This window comes from Gloeobacter violaceus PCC 7421, assembly GCF_000011385.1.
Taxonomy (GTDB): domain Bacteria; phylum Cyanobacteriota; class Cyanobacteriia; order Gloeobacterales; family Gloeobacteraceae; genus Gloeobacter; species Gloeobacter violaceus.
Genome location: NC_005125.1, coordinates 2,500,141 through 2,521,623, shown reverse-complemented (window position 1 = coordinate 2,521,623; position 21,483 = coordinate 2,500,141). Strand labels below are relative to the sequence as shown.

Genomic DNA, 21,483 nt, shown 5'->3' with positions numbered 1-21,483 from the left:
CCCGCGTCGGTGGGGTGCCACCCCCCGACACCCCCCGGACTTATCGGCACGGTTAGGAACGAAACTTGGCGGGTGGGAAGGGCTTATTTTTCTAGGGCCTGCACGACGCGTGTCGACTGCGGCGAAGGGGATGGCTCGTTGTTTTTATGCTGAAACCTGTCACCTAACTAAACCTCGCCGCACCGTTGCGCCTGCCGTCGCCGCTGCCGGTCAGGTTTCCGAGCGCGTCGCAGGCGACGGCGTGGACGCCGCCGAAAAAAAAGTTTTGCTCGCGCCAGCGGATCACCGCGTCGTGGAGGCTGTGGGTCGGGGCAAGCAGACCCGGCTCCAGGTGCAGAACGTGGTTCTCCCAATGTAGGCGGGGGCTTGCAACGGCCTCCGAAAGGGGCATCTGAAAGTCCACCAGGTTTGAAATCACCTGCAACAGCGCGGTACGGATGCGCTTGGAGCCACCGGAACCGAGTACCACCCAGGGCCTCCCGTCTTCGAGCACCAGCGAGGGCGCCATCATCGAGGCGATGCGGCGGTTTTCGGCCCAACTCTCGAAGCCCTCCGGGTGCAGGTCGTCCTCGCCCAGCATGTTGTTCACCATGATGCCGGTGCCGGGAATGACGTAGGCGGAACCCTCGCCGTTGGTGGAAGTGACGCTCGCGGCGTTGCCCTCCTCGTCCAGGACGCTCAGGTGGGTGGTGCTGCCCCAGGGCTTGGTGAGGCGACGGACGTAGCGCGCCAGTGTGCCAGCGGATAGAAGAGCTTCGCTGCCGGAGGCAAAGTCGTGGCGGCGTGCCTCGTCGGTCAGACGCATCACATTTGCAAGCAGGCCGAGGTGCTCGGGTGAGGCGTAGGACTGCCGGATGCAATCCGCCTGTTCGAGTAGCCGCAGCGCAAAGGCGATGAGGGTGCCCCCGGCGCTCGGTTCGGGGTTGGTGAGCACCCGGTAGCCCCGGTAGCCGCAACCCAGGGGTACCCGCTCGATGACCCGGTATTCGCGCAGATCTCGGGCGGTGAGGTGGCCGCCCAACCGCTCCGAGTCGGCCACCAGACGCCGGGCGATTTCGCCCTCGTAGAACACTGCCGGCCCTTCCGCCACCAGCCATTCGAGGGTGTCGGCGAATTCGGGCATCGACAGGCGCTCCCCCGGTGCGAGCAGGCGGCCCACCGGGGCAAAAATTTGTCGTGCCTCAGGCGTGGCCAGCAAAATCGGCTCCAGCACCGACTGGCAAAAGCTCTGAAAATCGCTGACCAGCAGGCCGTTCTTGGCCAGGGCGACGGCGGGGGCGGCGACAACCGCCATCGGCAAGCGGCCGAGGCGGCGGTGGACGTGGAACAGGCCCGCTACGTTGCCGGGGACGGCCATCGAACCCGGGCCGATGTGAAATTCCTGCGCCGCGTCGCCAAAATTGACCGAGACCGGATAGAAGTTCACCTCGCGGGCCGCCCGGCGGCGCAAAGGCGTCTGGGAGAAAAAATCAAACAGAATGTCCTCGCCGGTGGCCGTGTGGGCCAGCAGGAAGCCGCTGCCCCCGGCGGAGGTGAGCGTCGCCTCGGCTACAAACGACGCCAACATTCCCGCCACCGCCGCATCGAAGGCGTTGCCGCCCAGGCGCAAAATTTTGACTCCGGCCGCCGCCGTCTCGGCGTGTCCGGCGGCGATCACTCCGCAGGTCGTGCTCAGCGTCGTCCTGGTCCCCAAACGTGGGCGCAGTATAGCAGAGGACGCTTCGTTTCAGCACTCGGTACTGCTGAGGGCAAGGCCCGCCTCGGAGGTTTCTTTGTACTTTCTGGACATGTCGAGGCCGGTGGCGCGCATCACCCGGATGACATTGTCCAGGGAAATTTTTTGCTTGCTGGAGCTTCCCGCCGAGGCGAGCAAATAGGCGTTGTAGGCCTTGACCGCTCCCATGGCGTTGCGCTCGATGCAGGGAATCTGCACGTAGCCGCCGATCGGATCGCAGGTCATGCCCAGGTGGTGCTCGATGGCAATCTCAGCGGCGGCCTCCACCACTTCGATCGGGTGGCCGGCGCAGTGGGCGAGCATCGCCGCCCCCATCGCCGCGGCGGTGCCCACTTCCCCCATGCAGCCCATCTCCGCCCCCGAGATGCTGGCGTTGTGCTTGACCAGAAATCCGACGGCGGCGGCGGCAAGCAGGCCCGAGCGCAGCTTCTGCTTGTCGTAGCGGTAGTGCTTCTTGAGTAGATAACTGACACCGGGAATCACCCCCGAAGCGCCCGAGGTGGGGGCGGTGACCACGATGCGGCCGGCGGCGTTTTCTTCGGAAGCCGCCAGACTGTAGGCGTTGAGAAAGACCAGAAAGCTATCCGGGTTGCCCCGCAGGGCGCGGGCGGTGCGGTGGAGGCCGGGGGCCTTGCGCTCCAACCGGATGGTGCCGGGCAGGATGCCTTCGCTTTTGAGGCCCCGGCGCACCGCCCGGTGCATAAAGTCGAAAATATCGTCGATGCGCCGATAAATCTGCTTGCGGCCCTGGCCAGTGATCACCATCTCGTTGGCCAGGATCACTTCGTCGAGCCCCAGGCTGTGGGTGGTCATCTGCGCTTTGAGTTCCTTCATCGTTCCATAGCCGTAGGGCGGCTCGACAGGGGGGCCGGCCTGCGCATCTTCGCCCTTGCGCTGGATGAAACCACCGCCTATCGAGTAATATTCTTGCTCGAAAAGTACTGAATCATCGCCCATCAGCCGCAGAATCATCGTGTTGCTGAAGGGAAAGTCCTGCTGGCCTTTGACAAAGTGAATATTGGCGGCACTTATCGGGATGCGGCGATCATGGATAGCGACAAAGTAGTGTTCATTGTCGTCACTGAGCAGGGCTGAAAAAGCAACCGGATCGCACCCCTCGGGTGTCCAGCCCAACAGCCCCGCAATCACCGCCCGGTCGGTACCGTGGCCTTTGCCGGTGGCACTGAGAGAGCCGAATAAAAACGCTTCGACCGCCGAAGCCGCGAGCACCTGAGTGTCGTCCAGGGCGTTGATGCGAATCAAAAAATCGAAAGCCGCCTTCATCGGCCCGATCGTGTGGGAACTCGAAGGCCCCGGACCGACTTTGAACAGCTCGAAAATCGAAGTGGTGATTGCACCCATGCCCAGGCTCTCGAACGACTTACCGACCAAGCGCCCCCTCGCTGCGGCGCGCCCCTGGTTCAATTATCGGCCACGGCCGGGCCGTCCCCCGCGGTTGTCACAGAGGTTCATCGGCCGCCACGGCGGTATTTTCTCCGGATTAAGGTAGAAGCCGGCGGTGCGAAGATGGCCTTAATCTGGTTGCCGAACGTCCTTCGAGGAAGCCCGGCATGTTCAAAATCATCGTCTCCCCGCTCATCGACGAACAGATCAAAGTGCAAGCGCTCGCGTCGGTCACCAGAAACAGCCTGGGCACGATCGGCACCATCAGTTGGGGTGAGGAGCCCACCGCCGTGGTGTTCGAAAACATCGCCACTTTAGAAGCGACGGATTTGCACCGGCTGGTGGAATCGGCCTCGCGGGTCGTGCTCGACGAGCCGGGCCTGATTCAGATCTATATGGAATTGTCCCCCGGTTATGTGCCCCAACTGGAGTCGGAGCACCTGAATATTCTTTTCAAACTGCCCGATTCGCTGGAGGCGTTGCTCAACCGTCTGGGCGGATAGGACGGCTGGAGAAAACGGGCGTCCCGCCCGGCCGGCCCGGGGGCGGAGGACGGCGCGCGTCCGGCCGTGCAAAAATGGCCGAACATCAAGCCGAGGGAGCAAAAAGCCATGCAAGCCAACGATCGAAGCCCCGGGGAGATCGCCGTTCTGTTTCGCCACCAGGACACTGCTGAGCAGGCGGTGCTCGATCTGCGCGCGGCCGGGTTCGCCCCTAGGATTTACGCCTTGCCGGGGGTGGAAGATCTGCCCTGGGTCGATTCGGACCTCATCGTCGGCGAGCCCGGCGCCCTCGAAGGATTGGCCCCCCGCCTTTTGGAGGCAGGTTTGTCCGAGCAGCGGGTTCGATATTTTACCGACGGCGTGCGCGACAACAAAATTCTGATCGTGGTCGCGGCGGGAGAGCGATCCGAGGCGGTGTTCGCGATTTTGAAGCCGCGCGGCGGCGATTACGGTTCTGGGGGTCCGGAGGGCTCGAACGATCCGCAGGCCGGCTCGGCCTTCTCCTTCGAAGACGGGGCCGATTCGTCCGACCCCGAAATGCGCGCAAGCGGCATCTGGAGCCGGGGTTCGCACTGAGAGGGCGCTGCAAACCGGATCATCGCCGCGGGGGCTGGGGGTGTGCCCCTGGCGGCAGGCGAAAGGGGGGAGGTTGGCTGCCGTCGATGTCGCACAAGCCGTACTCGCGCGCCAATTCGCCCACCACCAGCACCCGGCCGCTGCGCTCCAGGATGTGCGGGTCGGCCGCGAGGGCCGCTACCGCCCGGCCGATGTACTCGGTCGATTCGCCCGGCTCGCCCACCTGCGGATCCGGGTGCATCAGCACCAGTTCGGTGCGCATGAACCCCGGCGAGAGGGCAACCGCGGCGATGCCGTGGGGGCGCAACTGGCAGGCCAGACCGAAGGCCAGGCGGTTGATGCTCGCCTTGGCCAGGTCGTAGTACAGATTGCCGATGAAGCGGCCTTCGTCATAAAAAGTTGTACAAACGATGAGTCCGCAGCCCGCCTTCAGCATCACAGGCACCGCAAAGCGGCTGGCGGCCAGATGGGCGCGTACCCCGGCGGTGAACATGCAATCCCAGTTGGTCAGGGGTTCTTCCCAAAAAGGCACCTCGGCGAAAGACCCCTCGTTGCCGCCCCAGGCGTTGTTGACTAGCAGATCCAGGCGGCCCTGCTCGTGGGCTACCCGCTCGAAAAGAGCGGCACTCTGGATGTCATCGGTGTGATCGCAGCGCACGGCGATACCCCGGCCACCCCGCGCCGTGACCCCTTCTGCCGTATCCTCGATCGTGCCGGGGGCGCCGATGAAGGGGAGCGATCCGCCGCGCACCGTGCGGCCGGTGACGTAGACCGTCGCCCCCGTATCGCCCAAAGCCAGGGCAATTCCGCGGCCTGCTCCCCGGCTTGCCCCCGTCACCACCGCCACCCTTCCCGATAAAAGCCCCATGGCAAGTCCCTGTGCAAACGCTACGTTTCCAGGCTAAGGGGTCGAAGGTCTGCTGCGGGCGGGCGGTGTCTCTTCGGTAGGTGCCGGTTCGAAATCGCGAAGGTCTAATAACTGCACCAGCACGAGATAACCGATACCCAGGGCCAGAGCCAGAGCACCGGTGACGATGGCGACGAGTTTGGGGCGGTCCATAAAAAAAGACTACGCCCTGTACGGCACGAACTCGCCGTCTTTGATCACGAAGATGTCGAAGGGGGCCTTGTCGCGGTCGCCCTTGGCGTCGAAGGTGATAGAACCGGCCAGACCCGCGAAATTTTTGAGCTTGCGCACCTCTGCAGCTACCGCCTCCCGGGTCAACTCGGGGGCACTTTCCATGGCGGCGATCAAGATGCGCGCCGCGTCGTAGGCGTAGGGTGAAAAGGGACCGGGCTCTTCGTTGTTGTACTTGTCCATGTAGGCGTCCACGAAGGCGGCGTTGTTGACCAGGGCCGGACCGCTGATGTAGATGTCGCCCGCGTTCTTCCCGACGATGTCGATGAAGCTCTGCTCTTTGGTGCCGTCGCCGCTGATAAAGCGCGACTTGATACCCAGCTCACGCGCCTGGCTCACCACCAGACCCGCCTCGACGAACACCCCGCCGTAGAAGATCGTGTCGGGGTCGATGCCCTTGATGCGGGTGAGCACCGCCCGAAAATCGCGGTCCCCCTGGGTGATCCCTTCGAAGAAGGTCACCTCCGCCCCGCCTGTTTCGACCGTCTCGCGGAAAAACGAAGCGAGTCCCTGGCCGTAGGGGGTCTTGTCGTGCAGGATGGCGACGCGCTGGGCCTGAAGGGAGCGAAGCGCAAAATCGCCGTCGACCGCCCCCTGCTGATCGTCGCGGCCGACGATGCGGTAGACGTTCTTGAGGCCGTTTTCGGTGAGGGCGGGATTGGTGCTGCCGGGGGTGATCATCACCAGGTTGCCCTGGTTGTAGATCGACGAGGCCGGAATCGAACAGCCGGAGTTGAAGTGGCCGACCACTCCCATCACCCCTTCGGTCGAAGCGAGCTTGCGCGCCACGCTGGTGGCGTCCAGGGGTTTGGCCTGATCGTCGCCGGTGACCACTTCGATCTGCTTGCCCTTGACGCCCCCTTTGACGTTGACCTGTTCGACCGCCAGTTCGACCGCCTTGAGGATGTATTCTCCCTGGACCGTCTGGGGACCCGAGAGCGGACCCGCAACGCCTATATACACTTTGTCTGAGCTGCCGCAGGCTCCCAATAGGGTGAGCAGCGCCGCTCCAGCGGCAAATTCTCTTCTTTTCATGGTTTCAAAGACTGGTAGGGGCAGGTTTCGGCACCATACTACAGCGCTCGGACAAAAGTTGAACGAATTCGGCCAACTCCCTGCTTCCCAGGGTGCCCGCCGGACGCAACAGGCGATAAACTCAAGTGGCTGCGTCTTGTGCGGGTGGATGCCCTTCCTTATAGCTCTGGTGGCGGTGGCGTGCGGATGGTTGGGGGCAACGCCCGCAGCGTGGGGTGCCGGGGCGGTCCAACCGGGCATCTCGGGCGACCTGCTCAGCTGTGCCATTGCCTTCGTGGTGGCCACCGTTGCGGTGCTGGCCATCACCCCGCTGGTGCGCACGGTGGGCCTGCGCCAGGGTTGGGGCGTCGATCGGCCCGACGAGCGCAAGGTGCACACCCGCGAGATGGTGCGCCTCGGAGGCGTCTCGATCTTTCTGGGGATTACTTTTGCCCTGTTGCTGGTCTGGGGTCTGGGCAGTTTCGGCTTCCTGCCGCCCCAAAAAGAATACGAAATCTGGGGCGTCACGATTGGAGCAGTCCTGTTCTTCTTTCTGGGGCTTTCCGACGACTTTCGCAGCCAACCCGCCTGGCTGCGGTTGCTGGTGCAGGTGGGCATCGCCACCGGAGCGTGGAGCGTCGGCGTCGATGTGGACGTCCTGTCGCTGCCGGGGGTGGGCGTCGTCAAGCTCGTCTGGTGGTTGAGCCTGCCCATCACGATCCTCTGGTTGGTGGGGGTGGTCAACGCCATCAACTTTATCGACGGCCTTGATGGTCTCGCAGCCGGGGTCTGCGGCATCGCCGCGGTGGTCACCTTCAGCGTCACGGTCTTCACCGGCCAGTGGCAGGCGGCCCTAATTTCGGCGGCGGTAGCCGGGGGAGCCCTGGGCTTTTTGCGCTACAACTTCAACCCGGCCCAGATTTTCATGGGGGATGGGGGTGCCTATTTTCTGGGCTTCCTGCTGGGGGGCCTCTCGGTGATCGGCGTGGTCAAGTCGGTGACGACGGTGGCGCTTTTTATTCCGTTTTGCATCCTGGCGGTGCCCATCTTCGACACCGCCTCGGTGATCCTCCAGCGCCTGCGCACGGGCGATTCGCCCTTCAAACCCGACAAGCGCCACCTGCACCACCGATTGCTCAAAGCGGGTCTGTCGCATCGCTCGGTGGTCATAGTCATCTACGCGCTCACCTTGTGGGCGGGCAGCATCGCCCTGGCCATCTCCGGCATGCCCGCCGGGGGGACCTACACGGTGCTCGCCACCTTGCTGCTGGCCTATACCGGCTGGGAAGCCTGGCGGCGCTCCCAGGCAAGCCGTTCCTCCTGATGGGCGCGCTCCGAAACAAACGGCAAAATCGTGGGACTATGGCTTTAATGGAATAGCTGTCTCCTCCTCCACCCGCGCGTTACTCGATGAGCTTCTGGAAGCGCCTGTTCACCGGTTCCGACTCCGCCAGCGGCGGGGAGGTCCACAGCAATGTATTCTTCTCGACAGACCGCGACATCGACCTCTACGCCCTCGAAGAGCTGTGCGACGCGGTCGGCTGGTCGCGTCGCCCCCTGCGCAAGGTCAAAAAGGCGATCGACCACAGTTTTTGCGTCATCTCGATGTACGAGCAGCGCGGAGACTTCAAGCAACTGGTAGGTTTCGCCCGCGCCACCTCCGACCACGCCTTCAACGCCACCATTTGGGATGTCGTGGTTCACCCGGAATTTCAAGGCAAGGGCCTCGGCCGGGCGATGATGGACCGGATCGTCGCCGAGTTGCGCGCCGCCGACATCAGCAACATCACCCTGTTTGCCGACCCGCACGTGGTCGATTTCTACCGCCGACTCGGATTTATTCCCGACCCCGAGGGCATCAAGGGCATGTTCTGGTATCCGGATTAGACCTGCGCTATCCGCTATACTGAGCACAATTTTTTGGGAACAGTCCATGGCTTCGACGTCCGGGGGCGTTCTGCGCCGTTCGTTGGGATTGATAGACGGCGCGGCGCTCATCGTCGGCATCACGATTGGCTCCGGCATCTTCGCAAGCCCCGGCCGGGTGGTCGAGCAGGTGGGCTCGGTGGGGATGGCGCTGGCCGTCTGGGTGGTGGGGGGCCTGCTGTCGTTGGCGGGGGCACTGTGCTACGCCGAACTGGGGGCGGCCTTGCCGGTGGCCGGGGGCGAGTACGCCTACTTGAGCCGCACCCTCGGCCGGCCTTTGGGCTTCATGTTCACCTGGACCCAGTTTTTTGTGATGAAGACCGGCTCCCAGGCGATTATCAGCATCGTCTTTGCAAGCTACCTGGGCAGCGTCCTCTTCGGCCTCGACCCGCGCGGGGCGGGCGTGGACGGCGACTGGCGCATCAAGGCGATCGCCGTCGCCACGATCTTGCTGCTCACGGCCGTCAACTGTCTGGGGGTGCGCCAGGGAGCGGTGGTGCAGGTGGTCTTCACGGCACTGAAATTGCTGGCCCTGGCCGGGATCATCGCCATGGGCTTTGCCGCCTTCTTCCAGGGCGGCTCCAGCCACTTTGTCGACCCGTTTGCCGGGTCGATCGCCGCGCCGAGCGCCTTTGGCCTCGCGATGATCACCTGCCTGTGGGCCTACGACGGCTGGAACAACCTCAACTATGTGAGCGAAGAACTGCGCGAGCCCGAGCGCAACCTGCCCCGGGCGATCGTCTTCGGCACCCTGGGGGTGATGGCGGTCTACGTGCTTGCTAACGTCGCCTACCTCTCGGCGCTCACCCCCGCCCAGATGGCGGGCTCCCGGGCCGTCGCCACCAACCTGGCGGTGCAGGTGATTGGGCCGATTGGCGGCGTCCTGGTGCCCATCGCCGTGGCAATTTCGACCTTTGGCAGCACCAACGGTTCGCTGATCACCGGGGCGCGCGTCTTTTACGCGGCGGCCCGCGACGGCCAGTTTCCGCGCTTTTTTGGCTACGTGAGCCCCCGGGCGGTGCCCGCCGCGGCGCTGGTGGCCCAGGGGGCGTGGGCGTCGATGCTGGTTTTGCCCGGCGACTTCGGCACCCTGGTCGATTACTTCGGCTTTGCCGCCTGGCTGTTCTACGCCCTTGCCGTCGTCGGATTGATGATCCTGCGCGCCCAGGCGCCGGATCTGCCCCGTCCCTATAAAGTCCGGCCCTACCCGCTGGTGCCTCTGGTGTTTCTCGCCGCCTCGGGTTTTCTCATCGTCAATTCGCTGCTGACCACTCCCCAATCCTGGTTCGCCCTCGGCTTCATGGGTCTGGGTCTGGGGGTGTACTTTCTGTTCTTCCGCGTCCCCAGGGTGGCGGTACCAACCACTTCGCAACCATAATTCGCGCAGTCATGAACTGACAGTGCCGCGAGTGTGGGCGCCGCCGAGGGGTGCGGGGCCGCCTGCTGCCCTTAATACCCGGCGCGCTTGTCCCTTAGAAAAAGGGCAGTCGCTTTCGGCATCACCAGATGGAAGAATCGCGCGCCCAGGGACAGCCGGAAGCGGCGGCCACAGCCGACCGCAACGGCGAAGCAAAGACGGTTTTTGTCGGGCACCGCACCCTTGCCGTTCCCGCGCAGGTGCTAGGCATCCTGGCGGGCGGCAAACCTTGCGCCGAGGCGGTAGCCGGGGCCGAGGTGGTGGTGGTGCTCAGCCACAGTCCCTTTTTGGCCGAAGGCAGCGGCCAGGCCTGCGACCAGGGGGTGCTCGCGGCCGAAAATCTGGTCGTGGCCGTCGAGGCGGTGCGCAGACAGGGTGCCGTCTACCTGCACAAAGGCAAAGTGCAGCGCGGCGAACTGAAAGTCGGCGAGACCGTCCAGGCACAGGTGAACGCCATTCGCCGCCGGCTGGTGCAGACGCACCACAGCGCCGTCCACCTGCTGCATGCCGCCCTGCGCAGGGTGCTGGGAGCCGAAATCGAGCAGCGCGGAGCGCTTGCAGCCTCTGACCGTTTGCGCTTCGAGTTTGCGGCCCCCCAGTCCCTGGGCGGGCAGGAGGTGGCCCGCGTCGAGCAGGTGGTCAATCTCTGGGTGCTGGAAGGCCACCCTCTGGGGGTGGAGACGATGCCCGCCGAAAAAGCCCGGCAAATCGGGGCCTTGCCCTTTCCGGGAGAGCGCTACGGCGAGCAGGTGCGTGTTATCGGCACCCCGGAGATCGGTTTCGAACTGTGTGGCGGCACCCACGTCTCCAACACCATCGAAATTGGACCGTTCAAGATCGTCGGCCACAGCGAGCCGGAGGCGGGTGTACGGCGCCTCGAGGCGGTGGCGGGGCTGGCCTTGCTCGATTACCTGCGTGCCCACGAGCAGGTCACCCGGATATTGGGCGAACAATTCAAAGCCCCCCTCGCCCAGTTGCCCGAGCGGCTTGGGGCCGTACTGACCCAGGCGCAGTGGGCGATCTCCCAGGTCGAGGACCTCAAAGTCGCCCTGGCGCTTGCCCGCTGCGAAGCCTGCCTGGGCGAAGTCGAGCAGTACGGCCAGTACCGGGTGCTGGTGGCCGATCTGGGCGACACCGAACCCGCAGCACTGGCGGCGGCGGCCGAAGGGACGCTGAGCAAGCTGGGCGAAGGAACGGTGGTGCTGGGATCTTCTCCTGGGGCGGACGCGGTGGCATTCACCGTGGCATTTAGCCCAAAGGCGGTGGGCCTCGGTCTCAATGCCGGCCAGTTTGCCGCCGCCCTCGCCCAACTGACCGGTGGCGGCGACACACAGGGTAACGCCCAAATCGCCCAGGCCGCAGGGCGGCAGCCCACCAGACTCAAAGCGGCGCTGGATCTGGCCTTTGCGAAGCTCTACGACACCTTCAACGACACGTAGGGGCGGGAAAATCTCGCTTCACCACCGCTTCCGAGGCATTGATGTTTTTTTAGAATGGGAAGGTAGCTTGCCAGTGCCTCCGTCATGCCGACCGTCCTGAATGGAAATGCGATCCGCGAGAAGTTCCTGCAGTTTTTTGAGAGCAAGCAGCATCGGCGTCTGCCGAGCGCCTCGCTGGTGCCGGACGACCCGACGGTGCTCTTGACGATCGCGGGCATGCTGCCGTTTAAGCCGGTGTTCATGGGCAAGCGCGAGCGGCCCGCCCCGCGGGTCACCACCTCCCAAAAGTGCGTGCGCACCAACGACATCGAGAACGTCGGCCGCACCGCCCGCCATCACACCTTCTTCGAGATGCTGGGCAACTTTTCGTTCGGCGACTACTTCAAGCGCGAGGCGATCGGCTGGGCGTGGGAACTGGTCACCGGCGTGTTCGAGTTGCCGCCCGAAAGACTCTGGGTGAGCGTGTACGAGGAGGACGAGGAAGCCTTGGTTCTGTGGCAGGAGGTGGCCGGTCTGCCGCCCGTGCGCGTGCGCAAGATGGGCGCCGATTCCAATTTTTGGGAATCCGGCCCCACCGGACCCTGCGGGCCGTGCTCAGAAATCTACTACGACTTTCACCCCGAGCGGGGCGAAGGGGACATCGATCTCGACGACGACAGCCGCTTTCTGGAGATCTACAATCTGGTGTTCATGCAGCTCAACCGCGACAGCGAGGGCACCTTCAGCGAACTGCCGCGCAAGAACATCGACACCGGCCTGGGCCTGGAGCGCATGGCCCAGGTGCTCCAGGGGGTCCCCAACAACTACGAGACCGACCTGGTCTTCCCGATTATCCGCAAAGCCGAAGTACTGAGTGGTCGCGATTACTTCAAGGCGGACGACCAGCAAAAAACATCATTTAAAATCATCGGCGACCACACCCGCGCGGTGGTGCATCTGGTGGCCGACGGGGTACTGCCGGGCAACCTCGGGCGCGGCTATATCCTCCGTCGGCTCATTCGCCGGATGGTTCGCCATGGGCGGATGCTGGGCATTGCAGGCAGCTTCCTGCCCCAGATGGCGACGGTGGCCGTCGAGTTGATGGGCGGGGCCTACCCGAACCTGCTTGAAAGCCGCGAATTGATCCTGACTCGGCTTGCCACCGAAGAAAGCCAGTTCCTGCAGACTTTGGAAACCGGTGAGCGGTTGCTCGATGAGATCCTGGGCCGCAGCGAAAAGCGGATTTCGGGAGTTGACGCATTCATGCTCTACGACACCTACGGCTTTCCGCTGGAATTGACGATGGAGGTGGCGGCCGAGCGCGGCCTCGAAGTGGACGTGGCGGCTTACGAAGAAGCCATGGAAAAGCAGCGCGAGCGGGCGCGCCGGGCGGCCAAAACGGTCGACCTCACCCAGGGAGCGAGCCTTGCCGACCTTGAGCGCACCGATTTTTTGGGCTACCGCAACGTCGCTTCAAAAGCGATGGTCAAGCTGGTGCTCTTCGAGGGTGAACCCATCGAACGGGCGAGTGCGGGGGCAAGTGTGCAGCTGGTGCTCGATCAGACGCCTTTCTACCCGGAAGGGGGCGGCCAGATCGGCGATCGGGGTTATTTGAGCGGTCCGGACCTGCTGGTGCGCATCGAAGATGTCCAGAAGCGCGACACGGTGATCTTGCACACCGGCCGCATCGAGCGCGGGACCGTTGCCACCGGTGACTCTGTACAGGCGCAGATCGATCTGGCCGACCGCCGCCGTTCCCAGGCCCACCACACCGCCACCCACCTGCTGCAGGCGGCCCTCAAAAAAGTGTTGGGCGAAAGCGTCCAGCAGCAAGGTTCGCTGGTGGCTTTCGATCGGCTGCGCTTTGATTTCTCCTGGCCCAAGGCGCTCAGTCAGGCTGAAATTCAGCAGGTCGAAGATCTGGTCAACACCTGGATCGCCGAGGCCCATACGCTCTCGCAGGAAGTGATGCCCATCGATCAGGCCAAAGCGCGCGGGGCACTCGCCTTTTTCGGCGAGAAGTACGGCTCCGAGGTGCGGGTGATCGACGTGCCGGGGGTGAGCATCGAACTGTGCGGCGGCACCCACGTGCGCAACACCGCCGAGATTGGCTTGTTCAAGATGGTTTCGGAGACGGGTATCGCCTCCGGGGTGCGCCGCATCGAAGCGGTGGCGGGACCGGCGGTGCTCGAATATCTGCGCCTGCGCGATACGGTCACCCGCCAACTCGCCGATGAATTCAAAGTCCAGGTCGAGCAAATCCCGCAGCGGGTGGCAGCCCTGACAAGCGACCTCAAGCAGGCGCAAAAGCAAATCGATTCGCTGAAAGCGGCCCTCGCCACCGCCCGCGCCGAGGCGCTTCTAGGCCAAGCGGAGACCACCGGCGGCTTCCGGGTGCTGGTGGCCGATTTGGGCGACACCGAACCGGAGGCGCTCAAATCGGCGGCCGAGCACTTGCTCGCCAAACTGGGCGAGGGGGGTGCCGTCGTGTTGGGTTCCGCCCCGGCGGCCGACAAAGTCTCGCTGGTGGCGGCCTTCGGCAAAGGCGCGGTTGCCAAAGGGCTCAACGCCGGCAAGTTCGTGGGCGAGGTGGCCAAAATCACCGGCGGCGGCGGCGGCGGGCGGCCCAATCTTGCCCAGGCGGGCGGCAAGCAGCCCGAGAAGCTCAAAAATGCCCTCAGCGAGGCGTCTTCGAAGCTTTCCGGCGCGCTCGGCGCTTAGGCAAAAATTCCGGCCACCGGATAGGCAAACCCAGGCAGCAGCGGACTGGTGAGCGTATCCCCCGCAAGCAATGTCGCGGCCAGCGCCAGGGAAGCTTGTTCCCGGCGGTACACTTCGACTTGCTGTGCTCGCCAATCGACCAGCCAGTACTCCCGCACCCCGCGCGCCGAGTAGAGCCTCAGCTTCAGATCGCGGTCACGCCGTTCGTTGTCGGCGCCCGGCGAGAGCACTTCGACTACCAGTTCCGGCGCGGCGGTGAGATGCCCGGCAGCGTCGAGGATGACCTCAAGACGTCCACGGCTCACCCAAACCACATCGGGGATCACATTGTCCGATTCGCCAAAGAGCACACCAGGGGCGATACTCGCCTCTCCCAGTTCCGTCGCCGTAGACCAGGCATCGAGCGCAGCACAAAGCCGGACACAAGCTTTCTGGTGTCCCCAGTGCGGTGCTCTGCTCACAAGCAACTCCCCTGCGACAATCTCGTAGCGGCTGCCGTCGTCCGGCAGCAAATCCAGATCCGCCGCGGTCCAGCGCATGGTGTCGGTTGTCCGTTGGGCCATTGAAAAAATCGCCTTTTGCCGACACCCGCATTGTAGAGCGCCGGATGGCAAGCGCCGCAAAGACGCAGCAGCACCCGCCGCGATACCCTGATGTCATCGACGCGGCACTTCGGTTTTCACGGTGCAAGAGTCTCCCCTGTACTTTCCCTATGCCGATGGGCAGTGGCGGCTGCACATCGGCCTGGCGCCACTGGAGCCCAGCCGGTGGATCGAAATCGACGAGCGCTTCGAAGAGTATTTGACTCTCAAGTGTCGATTGCTCACCGAGCGGCGCGGCGAGGTGTTGGTAGCGATGCCCGGAAGCGAAACCGAGCAGCAAGAAGTCCTGGAACTGTTGCTTGATCATCTGCCGGAGTACTTTCCAGAGCATTACCGCCTCAAAGACAGTCGGCTCGAAAACCGGATGAGCGGCGAAATCTGGAATCCGGCGGACCATGGCTTTGCGCCGCTGGAGCTGGCGGCGCGGCTGGTGCAGGAAGATCTCTGTCTGATGCGGCCTACGCAGGAAGGCTATATCCTCTCGGCCGCCTGCGTCTGTTTTCCTTCGCGCTGGCTATTGACTGAAAAAGTGGGCCTGCTCCTCACCGGCATTCACGCGCCCGTACCGGGCTACGCTGAGCAGTTGGCCGGGCCGGTGGACCGTTTCTTCGAGCGCCTGCGGGTCGAAACTCCGATGTGGCGCATCAACTGGACCATCGTCGATTCGCCGGAACTGTTTTTGTTGCCCGGCGGCGCGAAGCGTGATTCGCAAATAACCGCCCAAGATGCCGCCGAACGACTCTGGATCCGCATCGAGCGCCAGACGCTGCGGCGGCTTGCCGAGAGCCGGACGGTGCTGTTTACTATCCGCACGTACGTCCACCCTCTGCACGTTCTAGAGCAGCAGCCTGCGATGGCCCGCGCCCTCGCCACAGCCGTCCGGCAGATTCCCGAACCCATGCAGTTGTACAAGAGTCTCCTGCCGGTGCGCGAAGCCTTACTGGGCTATCTGGATCGACTCGCAAGATGAGATATCGGAGCTTGCACCTTCCAGGAGCCATACGCACTTCCTCCTCTGACCCGGCGCAGATGGCCTAACTATTTCTCAGCACTCAAGCGATCCGGCGCTGCGCAGCAACACCCAGAGCCGTGGGTCGTCGAAGTCGGGGATCACGAGCTTGGCCCCCAGTTCGAGCAGATTTTCCGGTGGGTGGGTGGTGGCGATGCCGACGGTGGGAATGCCCGCCCCCACCGCCGATCGCACCCCCGAAGGTGAATCCTCGAAGGCGAGCGACCGCGAAGCGCTCACCCCCAGCCGTTCGAGAGCCACCCGGTAAGGTAGCGGGTCGGGTTTGCCCGCGGCCACCTCCTCCCCCAAAACCATCGTCGCAAATGCCTTCTCCAATTTCAGCGCCCCCAGCATGAAGCGGGCGTTCTCGCTGGGGGCGTTGCTCACCAGGGCGTACTTGAGCCCTCGACCGTTCGCCCAGTTGAGCACGTCGAGCGCCCCGGCCAGCGGTGCAAGCCCGGTTGCCAGCTCCCGAAACCGGCCTTCCTTGCGCTCGATGAACTGGTTACTTTCTTCAGGAGAAAGTGCCGGCAGCAGCTCTTTGACAATATCCGGGTTGAGCCGGCCGCTGATGCGCGTGCGGTAAAAAGTCCGGTCGATGGCAAGGCCAAGTTCGTCCAACAATTCCTGCCAGGCTTGAAAGTGCAGGGGATCGGTGTCGGCCAGGGTTCCGTCAAGATCAAAAAACAGTGCTGCGAGCATCGCTATCCCTTGGTGTTGCTCCCTATTGGTAGCAACGACCGGAGTTTACGCGCTGTGCGGCGCGTCACACGCAGGGCGTCTCGGTCGTTGTCCTTAGTCGAGCGGCGCTCCTGAGTCCCTCTGCTGCCGGAACCAGATCCGTGCAGCGGCAACAGCAGCGCTCATGCCTTCCGATTGGCCAAGCTCGATAAAGTTTGTCAGTTGAAGGACCGATATGCGCTCAAAGACAAGGCTGGTTTGGGACTCCGCATAGAAATCTTGCCGCAAGTGATAGATGCTTAACGCATCTCCGTCGTATATCCACAGCTCGGGTATTCCAAGCGCCGCGCAAATAGGAAATTTTCCCTTTGACGAGTTAGTGATATCGACTTCAACCATCAAGTCAGGCGGTGGATCCACCGACAAGTCAATTATTTCCTTGCCTCGAACAGCCCGTTCATTTTGGATATAAAAACAACTGTCAGGCTCAATGCCGCTCGCGACCAGTTCACTCTCCCAAAGAGTTGAACCGAGACTTTCTACTGCGACATTAAGTTCCTCGCAAAAGGCGACAATAAACCTTTCCAATAACCGATTAGCCCATTCATGCTTCTTCGATGGGCTCATGAGGATAAGGGTTCCCTGATGGTAAGCTAAGCGCACAGAGCGCCCCTCGGGCAATGCTTTGAGGATGGCCTGGAAAGCTTGCCAGGTGACATTGGGCAGAACGATGTTTTGATCTCGTTCCGCCGTTGAAGCATTCCCAGTTGCATCTGCAGTTTTTGTCACTGACTTTTTCCCAACTGGCTGTCTTCTATAGGCTTTCGAGTTGGCCGTCTTCATTCAAAGATACACCGGGAGCTGCATCTAAGGCTCGCGCGGCTTGCGTATCTGGTCGATGATTTCGCGTGCCGCCTCGCGGCCTCCCAAGCCGAAGGCGATGCCGCCGCTGATCGTCACCAGACCGACAATGCCGCCTATTAGAATGTAAATCACTACCCGCGAGATGCCCAGCTCCGCAAGCGCCGCCAACAGCGCCAGACCGTAGATCAAAGCCTGGACGGCGGAGCCGACGTAGGCGTAGCCCGCGGGCAGGCTTGCCACAATGATCCGGCGCAGCAGCGAACCGAGCACGACCGCCAGCAGCACGATGGCGAGAGCCGAGAGAATCTGGGGTACGTAGGTGAACAAACCCGTCACGAACTGCTCGACCTGAGGCAGGTTGGCCGCGTCGGCCGCGAGCAGTACCGAGGTGACAAACAAAAACCAGTAGGTCACCTGGCCGCTCAGGCGCGGCGCGTCGATGCGCAGCGTCGTGTTCTCGAATAGCTGCAGATTGAAATTCTCCCCGAGCAGTTTTTGAAAATTGACCCGCTGCAAAATGCCGCTGACCACCCGGCTTGCCACCCCGGCAATCAGCCAACCCACCAAAAAAATCAGCAGGGCGCCGACGAGGTTGGGCAAGTAGAGAAACAGCAGATCGAGGATGCTCTGCTGAAATCGGGTGAGGACCAGTTGCCAGCTGCCGTTCTCCATGCTTCCCTTGTACCCTCTATGCCAAAATTGAGAACGACGAACGGTTGAATGCAAGCTTTATGACCAGCACGGCCCCACCCAAAGTCCAGTACGAAGCGGTGATCGGCCTGGAGGTGCATGTACAGCTCTCCACCGAGACGAAGCTATTCTGCCGGTGTTCGACCCGCTTCGGCAACACCCCCAACACGAACATCTGCCCGATCTGCACCGGCCAGCCGGGCACCCTGCCGGTGCTCAACCAGCAGGCCCTCGACTACGCGGTGCTGACTGCCAGTGCCCTCAACTGCCAGATCCATCCCCAGGGGCTGAGCAAGTTCGACCGCAAGCAGTACTTCTATCCGGACCTGCCCAAAAATTACCAGATCTCGCAGTACGACCTGCCCCTGGCGGAGCGCGGCTGGCTTGAAATCGAGGTGGAGGGCGAACCGGCCAAACGCATCGGCATCACCCGGCTGCACATGGAGGAGGACGCGGGCAAGCTCGTGCACGCCGGGGCAGATCGCCTCTCGGGTTCGACCCATTCGCTGGTCGACTTTAACCGCGCCGGGGTGGCGTTGTGCGAGATCGTCTCGGAGCCGGACATCCGCACAGCCGCCGAGGCTGCCGCCTACGCCGGGGAGTTGCGCCGCATCGTGCGTTATCTCGGGGTGTGCGACGGCAACATGCAGGAGGGCTCGCTGCGCTTCGATCTGAACATTTCGGTGCGGCCCGCAGGCGAGGGCAAATTCGGCACCAAAGTCGAAATCAAAAACCTCAACAGCTTCAACTCGCTGCAGCGGGCGGTGGAGTACGAATTTGCCCGCCAGGTCGATTGCCTCCTCTCAGGCGAGCGCATCGTGCAGGAGACCCGGCTGTGGGACGAAGCCACCCAGCGCACCATCTCGATGCGCTCCAAAGAAGAAGCGAACGACTACCGCTACTTCCCGGAACCGGATCTCGTGCCGATTGCACTAAATGGCACTCAGATCGACGCTTACCGGCAGCGGCTTGGCGAACTTCCCGCACAAAAACGCCATCGCTACCGCGAGACGCTCGGATTGTCGTCCTACGACGCGGGCGTGCTGACCGACGAGCGCGAGGTGGCCGAATATTTCGAGCAAGTAGTGGCCCTGGGGATACCTGCCAAGCAGGCGGCCAACTTCGTCAGCGGGGCGGTGGCCGCCCACCTCAACGAGACGCGCCGGTCGATTTCGCAGATCAAGGTCACTCCCGAGGTTTCGGCCGAATTGCTTGCGCTCATCAACCAGGGTATTATTAGCAACCGGATAGCTAACGAGCTTCTACCCGACCTGTTCGAGAAAGGGGGCTCCCCACGCGCCCTCGTCGAAGAGCGCGGTCTGACACAAATCAGTGACAGGGGGCAGCTTGAACAGATCGTGGATGAGGTGCTGGCTGGAGAATCCGATTCGGTGGCTGCCTACCGGGGTGGACGCACCAAATTACTCGGATTCTTCGTCGGCAAGGTGATGAAGAAGACGGCCGGCCGCGCCGACCCGCAGGTGGTCAACGATCTATTGCAAAGCAAGCTTGCCGAGCAACCGACTGCACCGCCCCCGGAGCCGGAGTCTGCCGCCGAGACCCCCGAGGCGCCCCCCGCTGTCGAGGATGCCCCACCCGAGGCACCCACCGAAGCGATCACCGCCGAGGCCGGGTCGGCAGAAGCCATCACCGCCGCTTCCGAAGAGCCGGACACGCCCGTTAGTCACCAAGACGCCCACGCATAATGCATGGAGAACCTCCGAAATGATCTCATGGTCTAAATTTGCAGCTTGCTCGCTGGCTGCCCTGGTGGCGGTCTGCGCCACTGGCCTGGCTGCCGGTGCCAAAGAAATCGAAGTCAAGATGGGTGCCGACACCGGCCGGCTTGTCTACGTCCCTGCCAAGATCGACGCGGCACCCGGCGATACGATCAAATGGACGATGAACAAGGCCGGCCCCCATAATGCCGTCTTCGATGCCGCCAAGTCGGCCGACCCGGCCGGGGCGAAGGCGATGAGCCAGAGCAAGCTGCTCAACAAACCCAAAGATTCCTACATTTCGACCATTCCGGCCAACGCCAAGAAGGGAGACTACGCCTTCTACTGCACCCCCCACAAGAGCACCGGCATGGTCGGCACGCTGACTATCAAATAAGTGTCCGCATAGCGGTCTTTATTTCACCCACCGGCCTGCGGGCCGGTTTTTTGATCGAGGGTGTTATTCTTTGACAGGACAATCCTCTCTAGCCAGCGCCAAATCGCCATGAAGTATCGCCGCGTCCTTTTGAAGCTGAGCGGGGAAGCCCTGATGGGCGACCGCGAATTCGGGATCGACCCGGAGGTAGTCAAGTCGCTTGCCGGTGAGATCGCCCGGGTGGTGGAAGCGGGTACCGAACTGGCGGTGGTGGTGGGCGGCGGCAATATCTTCCGCGGCGTCAAGGCGAGCTCCTCGGGAATGGACCGGGCGACGGCCGACTACGTCGGGATGCTCGCCACGGTGATGAACGCCCTGACGCTGCAGGATGCCCTCGAACAGCAGTTCCAGGTCCAGACGCGGTTACTCTCGGCCATCGAGATGAAGGAGGTGGCCGAGCCGTTTATCCGCCGCCGGGCGATGCGCCACCTCGAAAAAGGACGGGTGGTCATCTTCGGGGCCGGTTCGGGCAATCCATTTTTTACCACCGACACCACCGCCGCCCTGCGCGCCGCCGAAATCGACGCTCAGGTAATCTTTAAAGCGACCCGCGTCGACGGCATCTACGACAGCGATCCGAAGTTCAACCCCCAGGCGGTGCGCTTCGAGAAAATTACCTTCCACGAAGTGCTGGTCCAAAATCTGCGGGTGATGGACTCGACCGCCATCGCCCTGTGCCGCGAAAACAACATCCCGATCCTGGTTTTCAATGTCTTCGAAAAAAACAGCATCTACCGGGCGGTGCAGGGCGAGGCGGTGGGCACTTACGTCTGTTAAATCCCGTCTGACGGCCGGTGCAGGCGGGCCTTGCCGAAATCTATGCGCAACGGACCGAATGATGCACAATGGGGTGGGATCACGCCTGTCAGGGAAGTGCCATGGGATTTGCAGACGTTTCGATCGCTGCATTGGCCGAGGACTACGGTCTGAATATCGCCCAGGTCTTCACTATTTGCCGGCGGTTTGATATTCCTTTTCAGGATGAGCACAGCCAACTCGCCCTCGAGGACGCCAAGCGTATCATCCTGGAGGTGCGCAACCACCCCCGTGTCGAGCTGATCGAGGAACCCCGCAGTTGAAGAGGAGAACTAAGCATTCTATGTTTAGCAGGCAGTTCGGACGGCTAGCGACCCTAGCCCTTGCCCTGGCCGTGGCCGGTTGTGCCGGCGGCGAGCAGAGCACCACCGCTGAAGCACCCAGCGAGCCCGCCCCGGTCGCCAAACCGGACGTGGTCTCCGCCGCCACCGGTGAGCTTTCAAACTTCAGCACCGCCGATCTCAAACAGGCGAAAAAGCTGTTCCAGGCCGAGTGCGGGCGCTGCCACGTCGGCGGCCAGACCTACGGCACCTACAACAGCACCGACGTCAGCCTGTCCTACGACGCGCTGACCAATGCCACCCCGCCGCGCAACACCGTCGCCGGCCTGGTCGATTACATGAAAAAGCCGACGAGCTACGACGGCCGGACCGACCTGCTAAAGACGGGCGAGCACGCCTCCTTCACGGGTCTGGGCGACGAAAAGCTGCGGCTGATTGCCGGGCACATTATCAAAGAAGCGACCTCCAACCCCAACTGGGGCCAGGGCAAGGACACCCGCTAGCTCGGGCACTCTATAGATACAGGGGGAATCT

22 protein-coding genes are annotated in these 21,483 nt (G+C 62.9%); 13 read left to right on the top strand and 9 right to left on the bottom strand.

The features are described 5' to 3' along the window. Nucleotides 1-163 precede the first annotated feature (163 nt). On the bottom strand, nucleotides 164-1,693 hold the full coding sequence (locus GLL_RS12190) for a gamma-glutamyltransferase family protein (protein ID WP_011142355.1): 1,530 nt from the start codon (nucleotides 1,691-1,693) through the stop codon (nucleotides 164-166). 33 nt (nucleotides 1,694-1,726) lie between these two features. Then, on the bottom strand, nucleotides 1,727-3,097 hold the full coding sequence (locus GLL_RS12185; RefSeq protein WP_011142354.1) for an L-serine ammonia-lyase: 1,371 nt from the start codon (nucleotides 3,095-3,097) through the stop codon (nucleotides 1,727-1,729). Nucleotides 3,098-3,306: 209 nt separating this feature from the next. On the opposite strand from GLL_RS12185, the gene GLL_RS12180 reads away from it, so the two are divergent. Beyond that, complete coding sequence (locus GLL_RS12180) at nucleotides 3,307-3,642, top strand: hypothetical protein (RefSeq protein WP_011142353.1); 336 nt, start codon at nucleotides 3,307-3,309, stop codon at nucleotides 3,640-3,642. Nucleotides 3,643-3,750: 108 nt separating this feature from the next. Further along, nucleotides 3,751-4,218, top strand: a complete 468-nt coding sequence (locus tag GLL_RS12175) for a hypothetical protein (protein WP_164928993.1) — start codon at nucleotides 3,751-3,753, stop codon at nucleotides 4,216-4,218. 19 nt (nucleotides 4,219-4,237) lie between these two features. On the opposite strand, the gene GLL_RS12170 is transcribed toward GLL_RS12175, so the two are convergent. From GLL_RS12170 to GLL_RS12165, 3 genes are read right to left on the bottom strand one after another with little or no spacing between them, the layout of a single operon-like run. After that, complete coding sequence (locus tag GLL_RS12170; RefSeq protein WP_011142351.1) at nucleotides 4,238-5,086, bottom strand: SDR family NAD(P)-dependent oxidoreductase; 849 nt, start codon at nucleotides 5,084-5,086, stop codon at nucleotides 4,238-4,240. 33 nt (nucleotides 5,087-5,119) lie between these two features. Beyond that, the gene (locus GLL_RS22850; RefSeq protein ID WP_011142350.1) at nucleotides 5,120-5,278 is read right to left on the bottom strand and encodes a hypothetical protein; all 159 of its coding nucleotides are present in this window, start codon (nucleotides 5,276-5,278) and stop codon (nucleotides 5,120-5,122) included. 9 nt (nucleotides 5,279-5,287) lie between these two features. Continuing rightward, nucleotides 5,288-6,391, bottom strand: a complete 1,104-nt coding sequence (locus GLL_RS12165; protein WP_011142349.1) for a branched-chain amino acid ABC transporter substrate-binding protein — start codon at nucleotides 6,389-6,391, stop codon at nucleotides 5,288-5,290. Between the two features lie 148 nt (nucleotides 6,392-6,539). Between GLL_RS12165 and GLL_RS12160 the strand changes: the two genes are divergently transcribed. The 5 genes from GLL_RS12160 (at nucleotide 6,540) to alaS (ending at nucleotide 13,852) form a co-directional block, all read left to right on the top strand. After that, the gene (locus GLL_RS12160; RefSeq protein ID WP_011142348.1) at nucleotides 6,540-7,694 is read left to right on the top strand and encodes a glycosyltransferase family 4 protein; all 1,155 of its coding nucleotides are present in this window, start codon (nucleotides 6,540-6,542) and stop codon (nucleotides 7,692-7,694) included. Nucleotides 7,695-7,780: 86 nt separating this feature from the next. After that, nucleotides 7,781-8,257, top strand: coding sequence for a GNAT family N-acetyltransferase (locus GLL_RS12155; RefSeq protein ID WP_011142347.1), 477 nt, complete (start codon nucleotides 7,781-7,783; stop codon nucleotides 8,255-8,257). Between the two features lie 46 nt (nucleotides 8,258-8,303). Beyond that, complete coding sequence (locus GLL_RS12150; protein ID WP_011142346.1) at nucleotides 8,304-9,674, top strand: amino acid permease; 1,371 nt, start codon at nucleotides 8,304-8,306, stop codon at nucleotides 9,672-9,674. 128 nt (nucleotides 9,675-9,802) lie between these two features. After that, entirely contained in the window at nucleotides 9,803-11,152 is a 1,350-nt protein-coding gene (locus GLL_RS12145) for an alanine--tRNA ligase-related protein (protein ID WP_011142345.1), read from the top strand. 84 nt (nucleotides 11,153-11,236) lie between these two features. Then, nucleotides 11,237-13,852, top strand: a complete 2,616-nt coding sequence (gene alaS, locus GLL_RS12140) for an alanine--tRNA ligase (RefSeq protein ID WP_011142344.1) — start codon at nucleotides 11,237-11,239, stop codon at nucleotides 13,850-13,852. Here alaS and GLL_RS12135 read toward each other — a convergent pair. Next, a complete protein-coding gene (locus GLL_RS12135; protein WP_011142343.1) occupies nucleotides 13,849-14,415 on the bottom strand; it encodes a Uma2 family endonuclease in 567 nt (188 codons plus the stop codon). The genes alaS and GLL_RS12135 overlap by 4 nt on opposite strands. Nucleotides 14,416-14,536: 121 nt before the next feature. On the opposite strand from GLL_RS12135, the gene GLL_RS12130 reads away from it, so the two are divergent. Beyond that, on the top strand, nucleotides 14,537-15,424 hold the full coding sequence (locus GLL_RS12130; RefSeq protein WP_011142342.1) for a heme-dependent oxidative N-demethylase family protein: 888 nt from the start codon (nucleotides 14,537-14,539) through the stop codon (nucleotides 15,422-15,424). A 75-nt stretch (nucleotides 15,425-15,499) separates the two neighbouring features. On the opposite strand, the gene GLL_RS12125 is transcribed toward GLL_RS12130, so the two are convergent. The 3 genes from GLL_RS12125 to GLL_RS12115 all read right to left on the bottom strand — a co-directional run bounded on the left by GLL_RS12125 (nucleotide 15,500) and on the right by GLL_RS12115 (nucleotide 17,680). Beyond that, complete coding sequence (locus GLL_RS12125) at nucleotides 15,500-16,165, bottom strand: HAD family hydrolase (RefSeq protein WP_011142341.1); 666 nt, start codon at nucleotides 16,163-16,165, stop codon at nucleotides 15,500-15,502. Between the two features lie 93 nt (nucleotides 16,166-16,258). After that, nucleotides 16,259-16,987, bottom strand: coding sequence for a Uma2 family endonuclease (locus tag GLL_RS12120; RefSeq protein WP_011142340.1), 729 nt, complete (start codon nucleotides 16,985-16,987; stop codon nucleotides 16,259-16,261). Nucleotides 16,988-17,011: 24 nt separating this feature from the next. Continuing rightward, nucleotides 17,012-17,680, bottom strand: coding sequence for a mechanosensitive ion channel family protein (locus GLL_RS12115; protein WP_011142339.1), 669 nt, complete (start codon nucleotides 17,678-17,680; stop codon nucleotides 17,012-17,014). Nucleotides 17,681-17,739: 59 nt separating this feature from the next. Here GLL_RS12115 and gatB point away from each other — a divergent pair, with 59 nt between their 5' ends. From gatB to GLL_RS12090, 5 genes are all read left to right on the top strand, one after another. Then, nucleotides 17,740-19,404 carry an Asp-tRNA(Asn)/Glu-tRNA(Gln) amidotransferase subunit GatB gene (gene gatB, locus GLL_RS12110; protein ID WP_011142338.1) on the top strand — a complete coding sequence of 555 codons (1,665 nt, stop codon included), beginning with the start codon at nucleotides 17,740-17,742 and terminating at the stop codon, nucleotides 19,402-19,404. A gap of 19 nt (nucleotides 19,405-19,423) precedes the next feature. Then, entirely contained in the window at nucleotides 19,424-19,813 is a 390-nt protein-coding gene (petE, locus tag GLL_RS12105; protein WP_011142337.1) for a plastocyanin, read from the top strand. A gap of 108 nt (nucleotides 19,814-19,921) precedes the next feature. After that, entirely contained in the window at nucleotides 19,922-20,629 is a 708-nt protein-coding gene (gene pyrH, locus GLL_RS12100; protein ID WP_011142336.1) for a UMP kinase, read from the top strand. Nucleotides 20,630-20,730: 101 nt separating this feature from the next. Continuing rightward, the gene (locus tag GLL_RS12095; protein WP_011142335.1) at nucleotides 20,731-20,931 is read left to right on the top strand and encodes a hypothetical protein; all 201 of its coding nucleotides are present in this window, start codon (nucleotides 20,731-20,733) and stop codon (nucleotides 20,929-20,931) included. A gap of 20 nt (nucleotides 20,932-20,951) precedes the next feature. Then, nucleotides 20,952-21,452 carry a cytochrome c-550 2 gene (locus tag GLL_RS12090; protein ID WP_011142334.1) on the top strand — a complete coding sequence of 167 codons (501 nt, stop codon included), beginning with the start codon at nucleotides 20,952-20,954 and terminating at the stop codon, nucleotides 21,450-21,452. Nucleotides 21,453-21,483: the final 31 nt, after the last annotated feature.

Bases quoted from the DNA above. Each gene is read 5' to 3' on its own strand.
- GLL_RS12185 (WP_011142354.1), bottom strand. From the start codon at position 3,097: ATGGGTGCAATCACCACTTCGATTTTCGAGCTGTTCAAAGTCGGTCCG.
- GLL_RS12180 (WP_011142353.1), top strand. From the start codon at position 3,307: ATGTTCAAAATCATCGTCTCCCCGCTCATCGACGAACAGATCAAAGTG.
- GLL_RS12175 (WP_164928993.1), top strand. From the start codon at position 3,751: ATGCAAGCCAACGATCGAAGCCCCGGGGAGATCGCCGTTCTGTTTCGC.
- GLL_RS12170 (WP_011142351.1), bottom strand. From the start codon at position 5,086: ATGGGGCTTTTATCGGGAAGGGTGGCGGTGGTGACGGGGGCAAGCCGG.
- GLL_RS22850 (WP_011142350.1), bottom strand. From the start codon at position 5,278: ATGGACCGCCCCAAACTCGTCGCCATCGTCACCGGTGCTCTGGCTCTG.
- GLL_RS12165 (WP_011142349.1), bottom strand. From the start codon at position 6,391: ATGAAAAGAAGAGAATTTGCCGCTGGAGCGGCGCTGCTCACCCTATTG.
- GLL_RS12160 (WP_011142348.1), top strand. From the start codon at position 6,540: ATGCCCTTCCTTATAGCTCTGGTGGCGGTGGCGTGCGGATGGTTGGGG.
- GLL_RS12155 (WP_011142347.1), top strand. From the start codon at position 7,781: ATGAGCTTCTGGAAGCGCCTGTTCACCGGTTCCGACTCCGCCAGCGGC.
- GLL_RS12150 (WP_011142346.1), top strand. From the start codon at position 8,304: ATGGCTTCGACGTCCGGGGGCGTTCTGCGCCGTTCGTTGGGATTGATA.
- GLL_RS12145 (WP_011142345.1), top strand. From the start codon at position 9,803: ATGGAAGAATCGCGCGCCCAGGGACAGCCGGAAGCGGCGGCCACAGCC.
- alaS (WP_011142344.1), top strand. From the start codon at position 11,237: ATGCCGACCGTCCTGAATGGAAATGCGATCCGCGAGAAGTTCCTGCAG.
- GLL_RS12135 (WP_011142343.1), bottom strand. From the start codon at position 14,415: ATGGCCCAACGGACAACCGACACCATGCGCTGGACCGCGGCGGATCTG.
- GLL_RS12125 (WP_011142341.1), bottom strand. From the start codon at position 16,165: ATGCTCGCAGCACTGTTTTTTGATCTTGACGGAACCCTGGCCGACACC.
- GLL_RS12120 (WP_011142340.1), bottom strand. From the start codon at position 16,987: ATGAAGACGGCCAACTCGAAAGCCTATAGAAGACAGCCAGTTGGGAAA.
- GLL_RS12115 (WP_011142339.1), bottom strand. From the start codon at position 17,680: ATGGAGAACGGCAGCTGGCAACTGGTCCTCACCCGATTTCAGCAGAGC.
- gatB (WP_011142338.1), top strand. From the start codon at position 17,740: ATGACCAGCACGGCCCCACCCAAAGTCCAGTACGAAGCGGTGATCGGC.
- petE (WP_011142337.1), top strand. From the start codon at position 19,424: ATGATCTCATGGTCTAAATTTGCAGCTTGCTCGCTGGCTGCCCTGGTG.
- pyrH (WP_011142336.1), top strand. From the start codon at position 19,922: ATGAAGTATCGCCGCGTCCTTTTGAAGCTGAGCGGGGAAGCCCTGATG.
- GLL_RS12095 (WP_011142335.1), top strand. From the start codon at position 20,731: ATGGGATTTGCAGACGTTTCGATCGCTGCATTGGCCGAGGACTACGGT.
- GLL_RS12090 (WP_011142334.1), top strand. From the start codon at position 20,952: ATGTTTAGCAGGCAGTTCGGACGGCTAGCGACCCTAGCCCTTGCCCTG.